This is a genomic window from Marinobacter sp. Hex_13 (genome assembly GCF_001566815.1).
Classification (GTDB): Bacteria; Pseudomonadota; Gammaproteobacteria; order Pseudomonadales; family Oleiphilaceae; genus Marinobacter; species Marinobacter salarius.
In genome coordinates this window covers 70,534-87,635 of the sequence record NZ_LSMM01000008.1, presented here as the reverse complement: position 1 = coordinate 87,635, position 17,102 = coordinate 70,534, and the positions used below count along the sequence as shown (strand labels likewise).

Here is a 17,102-nt window from a genome sequence, read left to right as displayed (position 1 = left end):
CCACAGGGGACTTGCACCCCCAAGTCATCCGGCCAGCACCACCTGTACCGGAACAGCGCCCGTCAAGGCGCTACGCGCCATGCCTGGCGCACAACAAAAAAGCCGGCATCGGCCGGCTTCATGTCATACTTTTAGAACATGCCTTATCTTACTGATAGTAAGCATTTTCTGTGTAGGTATGATCGGTAACGTCGCGAACGGCCGTTATCTCAGGAACACGCTCTTTCAACGTCGATTCAACACCCTGCTTCAGTGTGAGACTCACCGCACTGCAACCCTGGCAACCCCCGCCAAATCGCAGAACGGCAATGGATTCCTCGGCTACTTCCACCAGGGACACTTCGCCACCATGAGCCGCGAGGTTGGGATTGATTTCCGACGCCAGGATATACCGGATACGATCTGGCAAGGGCGCGTTCTCATCAACGTTGGGCACCTTGGCGTTAGGCGCTTTAATGGTCAGCTGCCCGCCCATCTGGTCCTTGGAGTAGTCCACAAAGGCTTCTTCCAGGAACGGCACCGAATTGTGATCAAGAAACAGCGTGAACTTGCCCAGATCAACCTGCTCGTCCGTCGGTACAATTTCGTTCGGCGGGCAGTAGGCAAGGCAGGTCTCGGCGTTCTTGGTGCCGGGCTGGGTTACAAAAATACGGACACCCATGCCCTCCACATCCTGTTTTTCGATAAGTTGTGCAAGGTAATCCCGAGCGGGATCTGTCACCGTAACCAATGCCATAGTTGCAACCCGTTTGAAAGTGTTCCTTTATTTTAAGTGAGATCGCTGCAACATGAAAGACCAAGTAAAATAGTCAGACTTTAATCGGTCCATTGATCAACATCATGAGGCCGTGGGACGACAACCGCCATTTTTGCTATGATCGCGCGCCATTGAGACAAAAACGACTTCCGGAAGTAATTGATATGACCGACCACAACGCTCGCCTGGACCGCCTGGAACAGCTTGGCAACGCCCTGAAAGAACGCATCATCGTCCTTGATGGCGGCATGGGCACCATGATCCAGAACCTGAAACTGGACGAGGCAGCGTTCCGTGGCGACCGGTTTGCCGATTATGACCGTGAGGTTCAGGGCAATAATGACCTTTTGAACCTGACCCAGCCCGCCCTGCTCCGCAATATACACGCGGACTATCTTGACGCCGGCGCTGACATTATTGAAACCAACACCTTCAACTCCACCCAGCTGTCGCAGGCCGACTATGGTCTCGAATCGATTGCGAAGGAATTGAATATTGAAGCGGCAAAACTGGCGCGCCAAATCGCGGACGAATTCACCGCCCGCAACCCGGAGAAGCCGCGTTTCGTGGCCGGTGCGGTTGGCCCGACATCCCGCACTGCATCCATTTCACCGGATGTTAACAACCCTGGATATCGCAACGTCGATTTCCAGACCCTGGTCGACAATTATTACGAAGCGGTGGAAGGCCTTGTTCAAGGCGGCTCTGACCTTATCCTGATCGAAACCATTTTCGATACACTGAACGCCAAGGCTGCGATCTACGCCACCCAGCAGTACTTCATCGACAGTGGTATTGAGTTGCCAATCATGATTTCCGGCACTATTACCGACGCTTCAGGCCGCACCCTGTCTGGCCAGACCACCGAGGCATTCTGGAATTCCGTATCTCACGCCAGGCCTGTTTCAGTCGGTCTGAACTGCGCCCTCGGTGCCGACGCCCTGCGCCCCTACGTGGAAGAGCTCGCCAATAAATCGACGACCTACGTCAGCGCCCACCCCAATGCCGGGCTGCCGAACGAATTCGGCGAGTATGACCAGACGCCGGAAGAAATGGCGGAGATTATTGAAGGCTTTGCCCGTGACGGGTTTCTGAACATCATCGGTGGTTGCTGTGGCTCACGCCCGGACCATATCGAAGCCATCGCGGAAGCGGTTTCCAAATACCCGCCACGAAAGATACCAGAGCAGAAACCCGCGCTGAGGCTGTCCGGCCTTGAACCGTTTACGGGTGACGAGAACACCCTGTTCATCAACGTGGGTGAGCGCACAAACGTGACGGGCTCCAAGCGATTCCTGCGGCTGATCAAAGAGGAGCAGTACGAAGAGGCCCTCAGCGTCGCCCGCGACCAGGTAGAAAACGGTGCCCAGATCATCGACATCAACATGGATGAGGGCATGCTGGATTCGAAGGACGTCATGGTGACGTTCCTCAATCTGGTCGCCTCGGAACCCGACATCTCCCGCGTTCCGATCATGATTGATTCCTCCAAATGGGAGGTCATCGAAGCCGGCCTGCGCTGCATACAGGGCAAGGCAGTGGTGAACTCCATCAGCCTGAAGGAAGGCGAGGATGAGTTCCTCAAGCGTGCCCGTGACTGCATGCGCTACGGCGCCGCCGTCGTGGTCATGGCCTTCGATGAGGACGGCCAGGCGGATACCTTTGAACGTAAAACGGAGATCTGCAAGCGCTCCTACGATCTCCTCGTCGGTATCGGCTTCACCGCCGGCGATATCATTTTCGACCCCAATATCTTCGCCATCGCCACTGGTATCGAGGAGCACAACAATTACGCGGTGGATTTCATCAACGCCAGCCGCTGGATTCGCGACAACCTGCCCCATGCGTCTATCTCCGGCGGTGTCAGCAACGTGTCGTTCTCGTTCCGCGGTAACGATGCCGTGCGTGAAGCCATCCACTCGGTGTTCCTGTACCACGCCATCAAGGCCGGCATGAACATGGGCATCGTCAACCCCGGCCAGCTCGTGATCTACGACGAGATCGATCCGGAACTGAAAGAGTTGGTTGAGGACGTGGTGCTCAATCGCCGTGACGACGGCACCGACCGCTTGCTGGAAATTGCCGAGCGCTATCGCAGCAAGGGCGGCAAGACCCAGGAAGAAGACCTGGCCTGGCGCGAGTGGCCGGTTGAGAAACGGGTGGAGCATGCCCTGGTCAAGGGTATAACCAACTACATCATTGAAGACACCGAAGCCTGCCGGCAGCGCGCCGCCCGCCCGATCGAGGTTATTGAAGGCCCGCTGATGGACGGCATGAACGTGGTTGGCGACCTGTTTGGCGACGGCAAGATGTTCCTGCCCCAGGTGGTCAAAAGCGCCCGCGTTATGAAGCAGGCGGTGGCCCATCTGATTCCCTATATCGAGGCCGAGAAATCCGGCAATCAGCAAGCCAAGGGCAAAATCCTGATGGCGACGGTCAAAGGGGACGTACACGATATCGGCAAGAACATCGTGGGTGTGGTGTTGCAGTGCAACAACTATGAGGTCATCGACCTCGGCGTGATGGTGCCCTGCGACAAGATCCTTGACGTGGCAAAGAAGGAAAACGTCGACATTATCGGCCTCAGCGGCCTGATCACGCCGTCGCTGGATGAAATGGTCCACGTTGCCAAGGAAATGCAACGGCTGGACTTCAACATCCCGCTGATGATCGGTGGTGCCACCACTTCCAAGGCTCACACTGCGGTAAAGATCGAACCCCAGTACAAAAACGACATCGCTCTGTATGTATCCGATGCCTCGCGCTGCGTGAACGTGGCCTCCCAGCTACTGAGCAAGACCGCCAAACCCGCATTGGTGGACGGTGCACGCACGGAGTACGACGAAATTCGGGAACGCCGTAAAAACCGCGGGGAACGTACCAAGCTGGTCTCATTGAAGGAGGCCCGAGCCCGCGCCCCGGAAATCCAGTTCGACGACTACCAGCCGCCGAAGCCAGCCTTCACCGGTGTACGGTCCTTTGAAACCTATGATCTGAAGCAACTGGTGGACTACATCGACTGGACGCCCTTCTTTATCTCTTGGGATATGTCCGGCAAGTACCCCGCCATTTTCGATGATCCAAAGCGCGGTGAAGCCGCCAGAACGCTGTTTGAGGACGGTCAAAAAATCCTTCAGCAGATGATCGACGAGAAACGCGTTTCCGCCAAGGCGGCGATCGGCTTCTGGCCAGCCAACCGTCGCGGCGACGATATTGTGCTCTACACCGACGAAACCCGGGAAAAGGAACTCACCACCCTGCACCATCTGCGCCAACAGGATGACAAGGCACCGGGCAAGCCAATGATGACGTTGTCGGATTTTGTAGCGCCGGAAGGTGACGGCCCCGTGGATTACGTGGGCGGCTTTGCTGTAACCACTGGCATCGGCGCGGAAGAGTTTTCACTGGAATTCAAGGATCGCAACGACGATTACAACGCCATCATGGTCAAGGCCCTGGCGGACCGTCTTGCGGAAGCCTTTGCCGAGCACCTGCACGAACGGGTACGGAAGGAATTCTGGGGTTATGCCGAAGACGAGGCACTCAGAAATGACGACCTGATCCGTGAACGGTACCGGGGCATCCGGCCAGCGCCCGGCTATCCCGCCTGCCCGGACCACACGGAGAAGGCCACCCTGTTCGACCTGCTCGACGCACCGGCAAACGCTGGACTGGAACTGACCGAGCACTTTGCCATGTTCCCGACTGCGGCGGTTTCCGGATGGTATTTCTCCCATCCCGAATCAAAGTATTTTGCGGTGGGTAAGATTGGCGTGGATCAGGTTGAAGACTACGCAACACGAAAGGGAATATCCAAGGCCGAAGCAGAGCGATGGCTGGCGCCCAGCCTTGCGTACGACCCGGCGGAATAATCACCGCCGGTGTCCGCCTTCACACACCAGCGGAAGCCAAGCATGACGGATAAACACGAAAACGAGCAATCACCCGACAAGCCTGCCGAGCCTGCCAAATCGGCAAAGAAAGCGAAGGCAGGACCGGGGGTTCTCAAGGTGATGCAGAGCATCCTTGCCGGCGCACTCGGCGTTCAGTCCGACAAGCGCCGTGAGGAGGATTTCTCAAGCCACAGTCCCTGGCCGTACATCATCGCCGGCATCCTGTTTACGGTCGGCTTCGTTGTTACCCTCGTGGTGGTCGTCAAGCTGGTGCTTGCCGGCCAGTAGCGATTACTGCCCGGATACCCAGACTACGGCGAAGGCAACGACCAGCATTACCAGTAAAACGGCGGCAACGGCGTCGGCCTGACTGTCGGTTCTCGCGGTCTTCTTCATACTCTTTCCTCGCTATGTCGTTATTATCTGTTTTGTCGCACACGCCTCTTTAAATCTAGGCGGGAAATTGTAATCAGTCCAGCAATATCTGGCTTTCTATATCACCTTAGTCGATAAACATATTTGGAAATAATCATTTTAAGAATAATGACACGGTGATATTCTCCCACGCAAGAAATGGCACTAAAGCCGTATTTCCAGCGTTTCAGCAGGACGTTCCACTATGTATGTTTATGACGAACACGACCGGCAGATGGCTGCCGAGCGCGTTGCACAATTCCGTGACCAGACCGAGAGAGCATTGGCTGGCGAGCTGAGCGAAGACGAGTTTCTTCCACTGCGACTTCAGAACGGATTGTATGTACAGCGTCTTGCCCCGATGTTGCGCATCGCGGTTCCGTACGGAATGCTCCGTTCTACCCAGCTTCGCCGCCTGGCACGCATAACCCGTGACTATGACAAAGGTTATGCGCACTTTACAACCCGCCAGAACGTTCAGCTCAACTGGCCGGAAATCGAAGACGTACCGGATATCCTGGCCGAGTTGGCGGAAGTGGAAATGCACGCCAACCAGACCAGCGGCAACTGCATTCGCAACACCACCACGGATCAGTTTTCCGGTGTGCAGGCTGACGAGATCACCGACCCGCGCCCTTACTGCGAAATCATCCGCCAGTGGTCTACCTTCCACCCGGAATTCGCTTTTCTGCCGCGCAAATTCAAAGTGGCCGTCAACGCCTCCGAACATACCGACCGCGCTGCTATCCAGGTGCATGATATCGGCCTGCAGATGGTGCGCAATGATCAGGGTGAACTCGGCTTCCGTGTTCACGTGGGCGGCGGTCTTGGACGTACGCCGATGGTAGGCCCGGTTATCCGTGACTTCCTGCCGGAGCTGGACCTGCTCACATATCTTGAAGCCGTGCTGCGTGTTTACAACCGTTACGGTCGCCGGGACAACAAATTCAAGGCCCGCATCAAGATTCTGGTGAAGGCGCTGACACCCGAAGGCTTTGCGGCGAAGGTGGAAGACGAATGGTCCCACATCAAGGACTCCCCCACCCGCCTGACCCAGGAAGCCATTGAGCAGTTCAAAGGGTATTTCACCGAGCCGGACTACCAGCAGGTTCCGGATGTGAAGGACGCTTTGGCGACCCAACGATTCGAGAACCGCGAGTTTGATCAGTGGATCAGCCACAACGTGGATACCCACAAGAACCCTGGCTACGCCATTGTGACACTGACCATGAAGAAAACCGGCACACCGCCGGGCGATGTCAGTGATCGCCAGCTTGAACAGATTGCTGACCTGGCGGACCAGTACAGCTTTGGTGAAGTACGGGTGACGCACCAGCAGAACGTGGTTCTGGCGGATGTCCGGAAAGACCAACTGTTTGAGCTGTGGCGAGCGATCACACCGATGGACTTTGCCACGGCGAACCTGAATACGCTGACCGATGTTATCTGCTGCCCCGGTGGCGATTACTGCGCCCTGGCGAATGCGAAGTCTATTCCCGTGGCGGAGTCCATTCAGCGCCAGTTCGATGATATGGACTACCTGTACGACATCGGCAACATTGATTTGAACATTTCCGGCTGCATGAACGCCTGTGGTCACCACCATGTGGGCAACATTGGCGTCCTTGGCGTCGACAAGAAGGGTCAGGAGTTCTACCAGATCAGCCTGGGCGGCTCCTCCCATCACGATGCCGCGATTGGCAAGATTCTCGGGCCCTCTTTTGCCCGGGAAGATATGCCGGAAGTGATGCAGAAAATCATTAATGTGTACGTCGATAACCGGACCGAGGAAGAGCCTTTCCTGGATACTTATCGCCGTATTGGCATCGAGCCATTCAAGGAGCGGGTTTATGCCTGATGTGATCACCAGTGACGGAAGTATCCGTCAGGACGATTGGGTTGTTGTGCCAAGGCCAGCAGACGGGGAGTCTCTGGATGTTCCCGAACAACCTGCCCTGATTCCGGCCGATCTTTGGTTGGCGGGCAAGGAGCACTTTGAAGACCGTGATGATATCGGTGTGTGGCTCGACAGCCATGATGAGCCGGAGATTCTGGCTGGCGTGGTCAATGAGCTGCCGGTGATTGCGGTGAACTTTCCGAAGTTCAGCGATGGCCGCGGTTACAGTATCGCGCGGCTGCTTCGGGAGCGCCTGAGCTACCGGAACGAACTTCGTGCGGTCGGTGATGTGCTTCTTGATCAGCTGCAGTTTATGAAGCGGTGCGGTTTTGACACGTACGTACTGCGCGCCGACAAGGATATCAACAAGGCAGCTCGTTGCCTGAACTTCTTTACCCAGGGGTATCAGGCGGCGACGGATACGGACGAGCCGTTGTTTCGTCGTCGGGCTTCCTGACTCTTAGTCTTTTACTCCCCAGACGAACAAAGAGGGAGCTGATTACCAAAACACGCCTCAAGACGTCCTGTTCGGCTTGGGCTCCGCCATCCATGGCTCCGCACAGTTTTGATAATCAGCTCCCTCTTCGTTCTGGCGGACTTTTTTAGAAGCCCGCCTCTGAGAAGTCTCGTCGTTCCTTACTTGGAATGGTCGAGAACAATCTTCCCGGATGACTCCCCTTTCAGGAACGCCTTCAAAGCGCCATCCAGCTCTCCACGCCCGATGTCCCGCGCCGAAGCTTCTGTCTTTTTGCACGCCCAGTCACCGGCAAATTTGTCCCAGACTGACTGTTTGTCCGACAGCGGAATTTCAACCGAATCCACGCCCAGCAGGTTGTTACCCCGCAGGATAAACGGCAGAACGGTGGTTTCCAGTTGTGGCCCGGCGACCAGACCGCAGCAGGAAACGGACCCGCCTGGGTGGATCTGCTTCAGCAATTCCGCCAGTGGACCACCGCCAACGGTATCCACGGCGTTGGCATAGGCGGGTTTCAGCATTGGCTTCTTTTCGGCTGCCAGAGCTTCGCGCCCCAGCACTTCCGTGGCACCAAGGTTTTTGAGTGCATCGGCATGGTCTTGTTTGCCACTGATAGCCACGACTTCGAAGCCGAGGCTTGCAAGCAGCTCAACCGTTACGCTGCCGACAGCGCCACTGGCACCACTGACAGCGACTTTGCCCTGCTCAGGCCTGGCACCCATGGTCAATAGCTTTTGTACACACAGACCCGCCGTAAGGCCGGCCGTGCCGTATATCATGGCGGTGCGGGCGCTCCAGCCCTTGGGCATTGCCACACACCACTCGGCCGGTACCCGGATGTATTCGCCGAAGCCGCCGTCGGTGTTCATGCCCAGGTCGTAGCCGGTTACCAGTACCTGGTCGCCGGCTGAAAAGGAGCCGGAGGAGGCTTCTACGACTTCCCCGGCAGCATCGATGCCAGGAGTGTGGGGGAAGTTACGTGTAACACCCTTGTTGCCGGAGGCCGACAAGGCATCCTTGTAGTTCAGGGACGAATGACTGACTTTGATCAGGACGTCGTTTTCGGGCAGATCGGATACGTGCAGCGTCTGCTCAGAGCCCTCGTATTCGCCGTCCTGCTCCTGAACGCGCCATGCCTTGAATTCGGTGTCGTTTGTCATGACTCTGTTCCCGTTACTGTAGGTTTACTGGATTTTCTGGTTGCGGAATGCGCCCAGTACCCGCCATACGGTGTGTTCAAGTGCCGCGCTGGTGGCCAGGCCAAGCTTTTCCGGCAACGTGCGTTTGCGCTGGAAACCTACCGAGATTACGTCTGCACTGTCACAGGCCTCAATGAGATATTCGTCGGAGGTCTTGATCTCGTCCACCAGTTTGACCTCCAGCGCGCGGCGGCCAAACCAGATATCGCCGTTTGCAACGGCGGCAATATCCAGTTCCGGACGGCGTTCACCCACGTACTCTTTGAACAACACGTGGGTATCCTCAAGGTCTTCAAGGAATTTGGTTCTGCCTTTATCCGTGTTCTCGCCGAATACGGTCATGGTGCGCTTGTGCTCACCAGCGGTCAGAATTTCGAAGTCGACGTCGTTTTTCTTGAGGAAACGATGGAAGTTGGGCAGTTGGGCAACAACACCAATGGACCCGAGAATCGCAAATGGCGACGCGACAATCCGGTCAGCCACGCACGCCATCATGTAACCGCCGCTGGCGGCGACTTTATCCACGCAGGCCGTAAGCCGAATACCCTTGGCGCGAATACGGTCTAACTGGGCAGCCGCGAGTCCGTAAGAGTGAACCAGGCCGCCGCCACTTTCGAGACGTATCACCACTTCATCGGTTTCGGGCTCCGCAACGCTGAGCACCGCTGTGATCGAGCGGCGCAAAGAGTCCGTATCGCTGGCTTTGATATCGCCGTCAAAGTCCAGCACGTACACCTTGGGACGGGGTTTTTCCTCAGCATCACCGGATTTGCGCTTGGCCTTCTCGGCTTTCTGTTTGGCCTTGTCTTCTTTTTTACGGGTTTTCTCAAAAGCCTTGCGCTCTGAATCGCTGCGCAGTTTGGCCTGAAGTGACTCCCTCAGCTTGCGGTATTTCTCGTTGAGTTTGCGAACCCGCAGCTCACCGTCACTCCCCTGATCGTCCTTGTCTTTATGGGCAGCGGATAAAACCACTGAGACAATGACCAGAAGCGCCACCACGAGGGTGACCGTTTTCGCAATAAACAAACCGAACTCTGTCAGAAATTCCAAGTTGCTTCTCCAGGATTATTCTTGAGCGCTCGATTGTAACCGAGGTGCCCTGAGGTACAAGCCATAGAACCAATAACAAATTAAAACAAGCGTTCGATCGAGCTTGACACCAGTAATGTCTAACCCTAAAGTCGAATGGCTACGTCGGCTCACCCGGGCTTCCATGCAGGCGAAAGGCCAGGAACCAGAAGCCGTCAATACGCCACGACAACCATCAATAAGGGTAAAATAATGTCTGTAGCTCAGATATTCGAGAAACTCGAACAAAATTTTAACGCGGACGCAGCTGAAGGCCTGGATCTGGTATTCCAGTTCGACATCGAGGACGACAAGACCTATCACCTGGTTATCAAGGATGGCACCTGCAAGATGGCTGAAGGCGCCCATGACGATCCTTCCGTCACCCTGATCATGAACTCCGAAACCCTGCAGGGCATCGTTTCCGGCGAAACCGATGGCATGCAAGCCTTTATGGCCGGTCAGCTGCGCGCTGAAGGCGACATGATGCTGGCAACCAAGCTGGGCGAGCTGTTCAACATGGGCTGATCGATAGGCTGATCGCTCTTTGAACGCCATAAAAAAACCTGCCCAAACGGCAGGTTTTTTTATGGCCATTGAATAACGCAACAGGACTAAAGCCCCACGTCCTCCAATGAGGATTCCGCCAGCTTCAACAGGTCAGCATTTCGATCTTCGCGCCTGCCTACACTCTCTATATAGTACTCAAGGGACGTTAGTGCGTCCGCCAGTGCTTCCAACACCTGAGCCTGAGGCGCTTCCCTGGCATCCAGCAATCGTTCCTGAATGGACGCCGCCACGCGCTCCAACACCGAGGCCGCGCCGGGATCGTCCAGCATGTGCAGACCACCCCAGATACTGTGCAACGTAGCAGGCAGGTTGGCGAGGTGGAGCTTGTCGTAGTCGGACTCGATGAACGCCGTGATGGCACGTTTTGCGAGGGTCAGCGCACTTTTCGCTTCGTCGGCCACCACGTAGGTGGCTTCCTGAAGGTAAAGAGATTCTTCACGGGTACGCTGCCCACCAGCAAGAGCGTCGGTTTCCGAGGTGATGCCACGAACCACGATTTGCATCACGGCGTCCTCGATACCCAATACGGAATCGGCCAGCTTGTAGAGCTCATCGTCCGCTGGCAGGCGACTCTCTTCCTCCCAGGTCCGCAACTTCACGGCCTCACCCCGGGCCATGGTTCCCAGCTGGTTGAGATCCAGCATCACCAGTGTATTGGCAAGGCGCTCAAGCGCATCTGCAATGGAGGACAACTCCGCCAGGTCCGGCTCGATGCCGCGCTCAACAATGTCCAGCTTGTCCTTGAGCTGATTCAGTTCGTCCTGCAACGCCGTCGACAACGATTTGAGAACATCGGTGCCCGGGCCATAAAGACGACGGGCATGGGCATCAAGCATGGAGTCCGGGAATTCCGCGGGCGTCAGTCGATAAGCTGACAACACGGAGGTTACCTCGGGATTTGCCGATCCACTTCTATAGAGCAGGTACACCAGATCACGAATGAGAGAATCCGGCGCATCCTTGGCCGTGGCCACCTTGCCGACGTATACGACTTCACGGGAATATTTCTCGATACGCATGAACATGCGCTTGCGGGCTTTGCTGAACCCCATGACCCGATCAAGCATGGTATCCGCCACAATGGCAACCAGACACCACATCTGCCCCATGGGCTGCCCCTGGCAAAGCCGAGCAAATCCACGCGCCGCCCGCCCAAACAACTTTTTACTCACCACATCGTTCTTTTCACGAAGCACACCCAACAGCGCGACCTGGAACGTCAAACGCATACGGCGGGCCAGTATCTCGTATTCCGCTTCGTTACCGTCAAACGTCTGAAGAGAAAGCCCCGAGCAGAAGTCCGGCCGTTCCTTGACATCAACATCGAAGAAACAGGATTCCGGGTAGGGTTTTTCCTTGCGGGCTTCGCGCAGATCATTGATAACCGGCAGCAGCAGCTCCGGATGGTCCGCACGTTGCTGATGATAGTATTCAACATAACGGCGCAAAATGAACAATGCGCTATTGAGAGTCGTCAGGAGGATATTCTTGTCATCGTTGGCGCCAACGGGAACATCATTGGCCATACTGACGGCTTCCTGGCACAACAGAGTGCCGGCACGCAGTTCGACAAGAATGAAAATACCGCGGAGCTGATTCAGAAAATCCACACAGTTCTGCAGATCCTCACCGCTTTCACGGTTTTCCTGAAAGCGTTCAAGGCTGGACTCTGCCTGTCTGATGGTCTGCTCAATCTCACTTTTGACCAGATCAAATGACTGTGATTTCGTCGCCAGAGACGATTGAACCATAAACGCTTCCTGTAAATTATGCGGAAACTACCGCGTCCTGTTCTTGGAATGTGATCTTTTCGGTTGTTTGAAGAATCACTTTATGAGCCAGATTTACCCTTCCCGGCTAAAATAAAAAGTTCGCGAAAACTCGCGAACTTATCATTACTTATAACACAAAACTCAAGTAGCTCAAGAAAGCAGGAATGTAACAAAACGTACAGCGCGACACACAGTTCGCACTGCCAAAAGAATATTCTGCTTAGCTCGGCTTATTCTTCAGCTGTAAGCTTATCCCATACAGTTGTACCGGCCTGCTTTGCCAGCAATGCCATGAATTCGTCGTGGGCGGAGCGCTCATCGTCACTGGCCCTGGGTACCGGCAACGGATTGCGATTATCCGCCAGGCGACGGATACCGCCCTCACCGCCAGCTTCGTCACCGCCAGCATCCAGGGAGAGTGCTGTCTGCCCGCCAGTCAGCAAAAGATAGACGTCAGCAAGGATTTCCGCATCCAGCAAAGCGCCGTGCAGCTCGCGATTACTGTTGTCGATCCCGTAACGCTTGCATAAGGCGTCCAGATTATTTTTTTGGCCGGGATGCTTCTTGCGGGCAATGGCAAGGGAGTCCACCACGCCGCAATGTTCAGTCGTCCTGCGAACAGGCTTCAGACGGGCGAATTCGGAATCCATGAATCCAATATCGAACGCCGCGTTGTGAATAACCAGCTCGGCCCCTTTTATGAACTCAAAGAACTCGTCGGCTATTTCGGCGAATTTTGGCTTGTCCGCCAGGAACTCGTTGGTGATGCCATGAACCGTTATGGCTTCCGCCTCCACTTCCCGCTCCGGGTTAATGTAGACGTGATAGTGCCGACCGGTAATCTGACGTTCCATCAACTCAACGCAGCCAATTTCGATAATCCGGTGACCTTCCGTCGGGTCGATACCGGTGGTTTCCGTATCCAGTACAATCTGTCTCATGGTTTTCCTATGGTTACCCCATTGGTTACGCCGTTGTTATCCGGCGTTCGCCAGTTCTTCCACACCGCGATTGGCCAGCTCGTCTGCCAGCTCGTTGTCAGGATTGCCCGAGTGCCCTTTCACCCAATGCCAATTGACCTTGTGGCGGGCCACCTCATTGTCCAGCTCCCGCCAGAGATCTTCATTCTTGACCGGCTTCTTTGCGGATGTTTTCCAACCGTTTCGCTTCCAGCCCGTCATCCATTCGGTGATGCCCTTACGGACATATTGGGAATCGGTATAAAGTTCCACGTCGCAGGCGCGCCTGAGCGCTTTCAAACCCTGTATCGCAGCCATCAACTCCATGCGATTATTGGTGGTATTCGCTTCACCACCGTGCAACATCTTGTTGGCATCGCCGTACCTCAGAACAACGCCCCAGCCTCCTGGCCCAGGGTTGCCCTTGCAGGCGCCATCGGTATAGAGAACAACCTTACCGGCCATCAATACTCCTCGACATGCTTGTGTTTCAGTATGGCGCACCGACCGTTTTCGGGGCGCGCCGGGTAGTCACGGGAAGCTCCCACTGCGCCCCGTCCTGGCAAGGCAATGACTTTCTGCCCCTGCCAGGCTGGTCTCCGTTGTAACCTGGAGTAAACGCGTTTTTTGGCAAGGATACAGTAATAAGCCCCCACCGGCAGGAAACGGTTGCCGCACACCCTTTCCATCAGGCCCCTGCGCTCTGCGAGTGCCGCCCGCTGAAGCGGAACCTGGAAAAACGAGGAGCCCGAGGACTCCACAGAAAAGTCCAGTAGCCGGAGCCAGTCCTCCATGCGTCCCTTCATCAGAAAACGACCACCCCAGGGGCCTTCATGGTGCCTGGAAACCAGTTTCCTCACGCCCCAAAGGCTAAACGGGTTAAACCCGATCAGCACCATCATGCCCTCCCCCCTAAGCACCCTGGAGGCCTCTCGCAAAGCCTGGTGGGGATGCGGCGAAAAATCCGCCGTGTGGTGGAGAATCACCAGGTCCATGGAGTCACCGGGAAAGGGCAACTCATCGGCATCGCAGACCGCCACACCGTCGGGAATGGAAGACTGCCAGTTCGGCGTCGTCAGAACACGTTGGGCAAAATCCGTCCCACTGGCCAGTGGCAGGCGATGACTGACGGCAACCTGCAACTGTCTCGCACCGGAGAGGGCGCGAACATGGCGCTCAACGCAGGCGCGCTGGTCAGCCAGCAGTGAACGGCCCAGGGGCGTCTGGAACCAGCTCTCGAAGCTGTCATGTCGGGCGGGATAGTCAACGTCACCTGTTGGGCTCATTGCTGCGTTCCCCTGGTTCGTTTCTCCGGTGTTGGGGCACCGGGATTAATACTCTATGATAACAGTCACACTCGTATCGCACATGTGGAGCCTATGCTGACCATTAACGCTATTCCAGCCTTCAATGACAACTACATCTGGTGCCTGTCCAACAGTGAGGACCGTAAGGCATTGATCGTGGACCCCGGGCAGGCGGAGCCGGTCATCGAGTTCCTGGCAGACAACGGACTGGAACTGGACACCATCCTGGTGACCCACCACCACCCTGACCATGTTGGCGGCGTGAGCAAACTCGCCGGAACAGTATCCGACTGCAGAATCATCGGCCCGGCGAATTCTCCCTTCAAGGGCGCCACCAGTGAGGTGCACCCCGGGGATGACGTGGTCTGGCAACAGCTCACATTCAGTGTCCTTGGTGTTCCCGGGCACACTCTCGACCACATTGCCTATTATACCGACGTTCATGTCAACGACCGTCCGGTCCTGTTTTGTGGCGATACCCTGTTTGTGTGCGGTTGTGGACGCCTATTTGAAGGGTCTCCAGAGCAAATGAAACGCTCGCTGGAAAGCCTTAGGGGCCTGCCAGACGACACAGCCGTGTATTGCGCCCACGAATACACACTAGCCAACCTTAAATTCGCCCGTCATTGGCTACCTGATGACGAGCCGCTCAGGGATTTCGAAGCCCGCTGCCAGAAACGTCGCGAAGATGGCATGCCCACCGTTCCATCCATCCTTGGTGAGGAAAAGCAACTTAACCCTTTCCTGCGCTGGGACGACAAGGCGGTCATCGAAGCTGCGCACCAATACGCTCAGAAAGCGGGCCTGGCCGTCGAATCGGACAACGACGTGTTCGCAGCCACAAGGCACGGCAAAGACACATTCTAAAGGACACGTTCTAAAGGATACGCTCAGAGGCGGGTAACAATTTCTATCAATGACGTAACGCGAGTCTTGTTGACCCCCCGAAAAGCCTTCCAATAGAATCCGTGAAACTTTTGTGTCATAACTCATTAAATATGCCGGGTTTTCATACAGTTCACCCCGGCGTCGACCAGCCACCGGAAGTAGTCATATGACGGTCTCGCGATTTTCCACCCTGTTTCTCCTTGGCGCACTTGCCAGTGGCTGCAGCGCTCTTGATCCTTTCTCAGAGTCTCCATCAAGTGACGTACTGGCCTCAGAAAAACTGACCGTGGCCGCCGGTGACGATGAGCTTAAAGAAGCGATTGAGTCCTCGCCTGGTGACGAATCAACCGGCCGCGCGTCCCGGACGAAGCTCGACGACGCCATCGACCCAACGCTCAAGAAAACCGCGGAAGACGCCAGGGAAAAGCTGGACGATCCTGACCAGAAGATCGCGGAAGAGAATGACGCCACACCGGACCTGTGGCACCGCCTGCGGGCAGGCTTCGCGCTGGATCACGATGCCAGCGAACCCAGGGTCCAGGCGCAACTGAACTGGTACAAAAAGCACCCGCGCTACATTGACCGAGTCGTCGATCGTGGCAGCCGCTACCTGCACTATATTGTTTCCGAAGCCGAGAAACGCGGGCTGCCCACGGAACTGGCCCTGCTGCCCGTGGTGGAGAGCGCCTTCGATCCGTTTGCGTACTCCCACGGTCGTGCTGCCGGCCTGTGGCAATTCATTCCTTCCACGGGTAAGTATTTTGGCCTGACCCAAAGCTGGTGGCATGACGATCGCCGCGACATCATTGCTGCCACCGACGCGGCGCTGACGTACCTTGACCGACTGGCAACGCGATTTGACGGCGACTACATGCTGGCACTTGCGGCTTATAACAGTGGTGGGGGCACGGTTTCCAGCGCCATGCGCCGCAACCGCAAGCGCAATCAGCCAACGGATTACTGGTCCCTCGACCTGCCTCGGGAGACTCGCCATTACGTCCCAAAACTGATCGCCCTGGCGAAGATCTTTGATGATCCACAGGCCCACGGCATCGAACTGCCCCCGCTGGACGACGAGCCCTACTTTGAAGTCGTCGACACCGGTTCGCAGCTCGATCTGGCCCAGGCAGCGGAACTGGCCGGTGTCGATATCGACGAGATTTACCTGCTCAACCCCTCGTACAATCGCTGGGCGACATCACCGGATGGTCCCCACCGTCTGCTAGTTCCCCGCGACCAAGCTGAAACCTTCGCTACGGCCCTCAAGGGCATGGATCCGGCGAAGCGCGTTTCCTGGCGGAACTACAAGGTGGAATCTGGCGACACCCTGAGCACCATTGCCAAACGCTACTCCACCACACCCTCGGTGATACAGCAGGTCAACAACCTCGACAGTCACATCATTCGCATCGGCCAACGGCTGATGATTCCCTCTGCTGCCGAACAGGCGGGCACCTATTCCCTGAGCGCCAGTGAACGACTCGCCAGAAAGCAGGAACGGAGCGGCAAGAACGCCAATGGCACCCGAGTTGACTACAAAGTTCGCTCCGGGGACACCTTCTGGGATATTGCCCGCGAGCATCGGGTGTCCGTTCGCCAGCTGGCGTCCTGGAATGGCATGGCACCTGGTGATCCTCTGATGCCCGGCAAGAAACTCGTCATCTGGTCCAAGTCGAAACAACCCGCCATGCTGGCCAGCACCAATCGTGGCAAAGGCATGGTACGCAAGGTGGGCTATCAGGTCCGCAAAGGAGATTCCCTGTCGACCATCGCCAGCCGGTTTGCGGTTAATGTGAGAGACATCGCAAGCTGGAACGACCTCAACACCTCACGTTATCTTCAGCCCGGGCAAAGTCTGGTACTCTATGTCGACATAAGAAACAGCCCCTGAGTCTGAACCGAA

At 56.2% G+C, this 17,102-nt stretch carries 14 protein-coding genes; 7 read left to right on the top strand and 7 right to left on the bottom strand.

Translation table 11 applies throughout. The annotated features are described in order from the left end of the window. Positions 1 to 148: 148 nt before the first annotated feature. Positions 149 to 736: a Fe-S biogenesis protein NfuA gene (gene nfuA, locus AXW11_RS03350; protein ID WP_091643902.1), complete on the bottom strand. Its 588-nt coding sequence runs from the start codon at positions 734 to 736 to the stop codon at positions 149 to 151. 185 nt (positions 737 to 921) lie between these two features. Here nfuA and metH point away from each other — a divergent pair, with 185 nt between their 5' ends. The 4 genes from metH to AXW11_RS03330 all read left to right on the top strand — a co-directional run bounded on the left by metH (position 922) and on the right by AXW11_RS03330 (position 7,418). Then, positions 922 to 4,629, top strand: coding sequence for a methionine synthase (gene metH / locus AXW11_RS03345; RefSeq protein WP_036207472.1), 3,708 nt, complete (start codon positions 922 to 924; stop codon positions 4,627 to 4,629). Positions 4,630 to 4,671: 42 nt separating this feature from the next. Beyond that, entirely contained in the window at positions 4,672 to 4,938 is a 267-nt protein-coding gene (locus AXW11_RS03340; RefSeq protein ID WP_036207475.1) for a DUF2970 domain-containing protein, read from the top strand. Between the two features lie 331 nt (positions 4,939 to 5,269). After that, a complete protein-coding gene (locus AXW11_RS03335; RefSeq protein WP_091643900.1) occupies positions 5,270 to 6,922 on the top strand; it encodes a nitrite/sulfite reductase in 1,653 nt (550 codons plus the stop codon). Next, a complete protein-coding gene (locus AXW11_RS03330; RefSeq protein ID WP_036207481.1) occupies positions 6,915 to 7,418 on the top strand; it encodes a DUF934 domain-containing protein in 504 nt (167 codons plus the stop codon). Before AXW11_RS03335 ends, AXW11_RS03330 begins: the two co-directional genes overlap by 8 nt. 179 nt (positions 7,419 to 7,597) lie before the next feature. Here the strand turns inward: AXW11_RS03330 and AXW11_RS03325 are convergent, their stop codons facing one another. After that, on the bottom strand, positions 7,598 to 8,596 hold the full coding sequence (locus tag AXW11_RS03325; RefSeq protein ID WP_036207484.1) for a YhdH/YhfP family quinone oxidoreductase: 999 nt from the start codon (positions 8,594 to 8,596) through the stop codon (positions 7,598 to 7,600). A gap of 24 nt (positions 8,597 to 8,620) precedes the next feature. After that, on the bottom strand, positions 8,621 to 9,685 hold the full coding sequence (gene sohB / locus AXW11_RS03320; protein ID WP_075195230.1) for a protease SohB: 1,065 nt from the start codon (positions 9,683 to 9,685) through the stop codon (positions 8,621 to 8,623). A gap of 231 nt (positions 9,686 to 9,916) precedes the next feature. On the opposite strand from sohB, the gene AXW11_RS03315 reads away from it, so the two are divergent. Beyond that, positions 9,917 to 10,231, top strand: a complete 315-nt coding sequence (locus AXW11_RS03315) for an SCP2 sterol-binding domain-containing protein (protein WP_007154761.1) — start codon at positions 9,917 to 9,919, stop codon at positions 10,229 to 10,231. Between the two features lie 86 nt (positions 10,232 to 10,317). Here AXW11_RS03315 and AXW11_RS03310 read toward each other — a convergent pair whose 3' ends face one another. The 4 genes from AXW11_RS03310 to AXW11_RS03295 form a co-directional block, all read right to left on the bottom strand. After that, a complete protein-coding gene (locus AXW11_RS03310) occupies positions 10,318 to 12,024 on the bottom strand; it encodes a FimL-related protein (RefSeq protein WP_075195231.1) in 1,707 nt (568 codons plus the stop codon). Between the two features lie 251 nt (positions 12,025 to 12,275). Further along, positions 12,276 to 12,986, bottom strand: coding sequence for a DNA polymerase III subunit epsilon (gene dnaQ / locus AXW11_RS03305; protein ID WP_036207494.1), 711 nt, complete (start codon positions 12,984 to 12,986; stop codon positions 12,276 to 12,278). Between the two features lie 36 nt (positions 12,987 to 13,022). Continuing rightward, positions 13,023 to 13,469 carry a ribonuclease HI gene (gene rnhA / locus AXW11_RS03300; protein WP_091643897.1) on the bottom strand — a complete coding sequence of 149 codons (447 nt, stop codon included), beginning with the start codon at positions 13,467 to 13,469 and terminating at the stop codon, positions 13,023 to 13,025. Continuing rightward, positions 13,469 to 14,290, bottom strand: a complete 822-nt coding sequence (locus tag AXW11_RS03295; protein ID WP_085680564.1) for a class I SAM-dependent methyltransferase — start codon at positions 14,288 to 14,290, stop codon at positions 13,469 to 13,471. Before AXW11_RS03295 ends, rnhA begins: the two co-directional genes overlap by 1 nt. Positions 14,291 to 14,383: 93 nt before the next feature. On the opposite strand from AXW11_RS03295, the gene gloB reads away from it, so the two are divergent. Together gloB and AXW11_RS03285 are read left to right on the top strand one after the other, a co-directional pair. Further along, positions 14,384 to 15,178 carry a hydroxyacylglutathione hydrolase gene (gene gloB, locus AXW11_RS03290; protein WP_091643895.1) on the top strand — a complete coding sequence of 265 codons (795 nt, stop codon included), beginning with the start codon at positions 14,384 to 14,386 and terminating at the stop codon, positions 15,176 to 15,178. Positions 15,179 to 15,365: 187 nt separating this feature from the next. After that, positions 15,366 to 17,090, top strand: a complete 1,725-nt coding sequence (locus AXW11_RS03285) for a lytic transglycosylase (protein WP_075195235.1) — start codon at positions 15,366 to 15,368, stop codon at positions 17,088 to 17,090. The last annotated feature ends 12 nt before the right edge of the window (positions 17,091 to 17,102 follow it).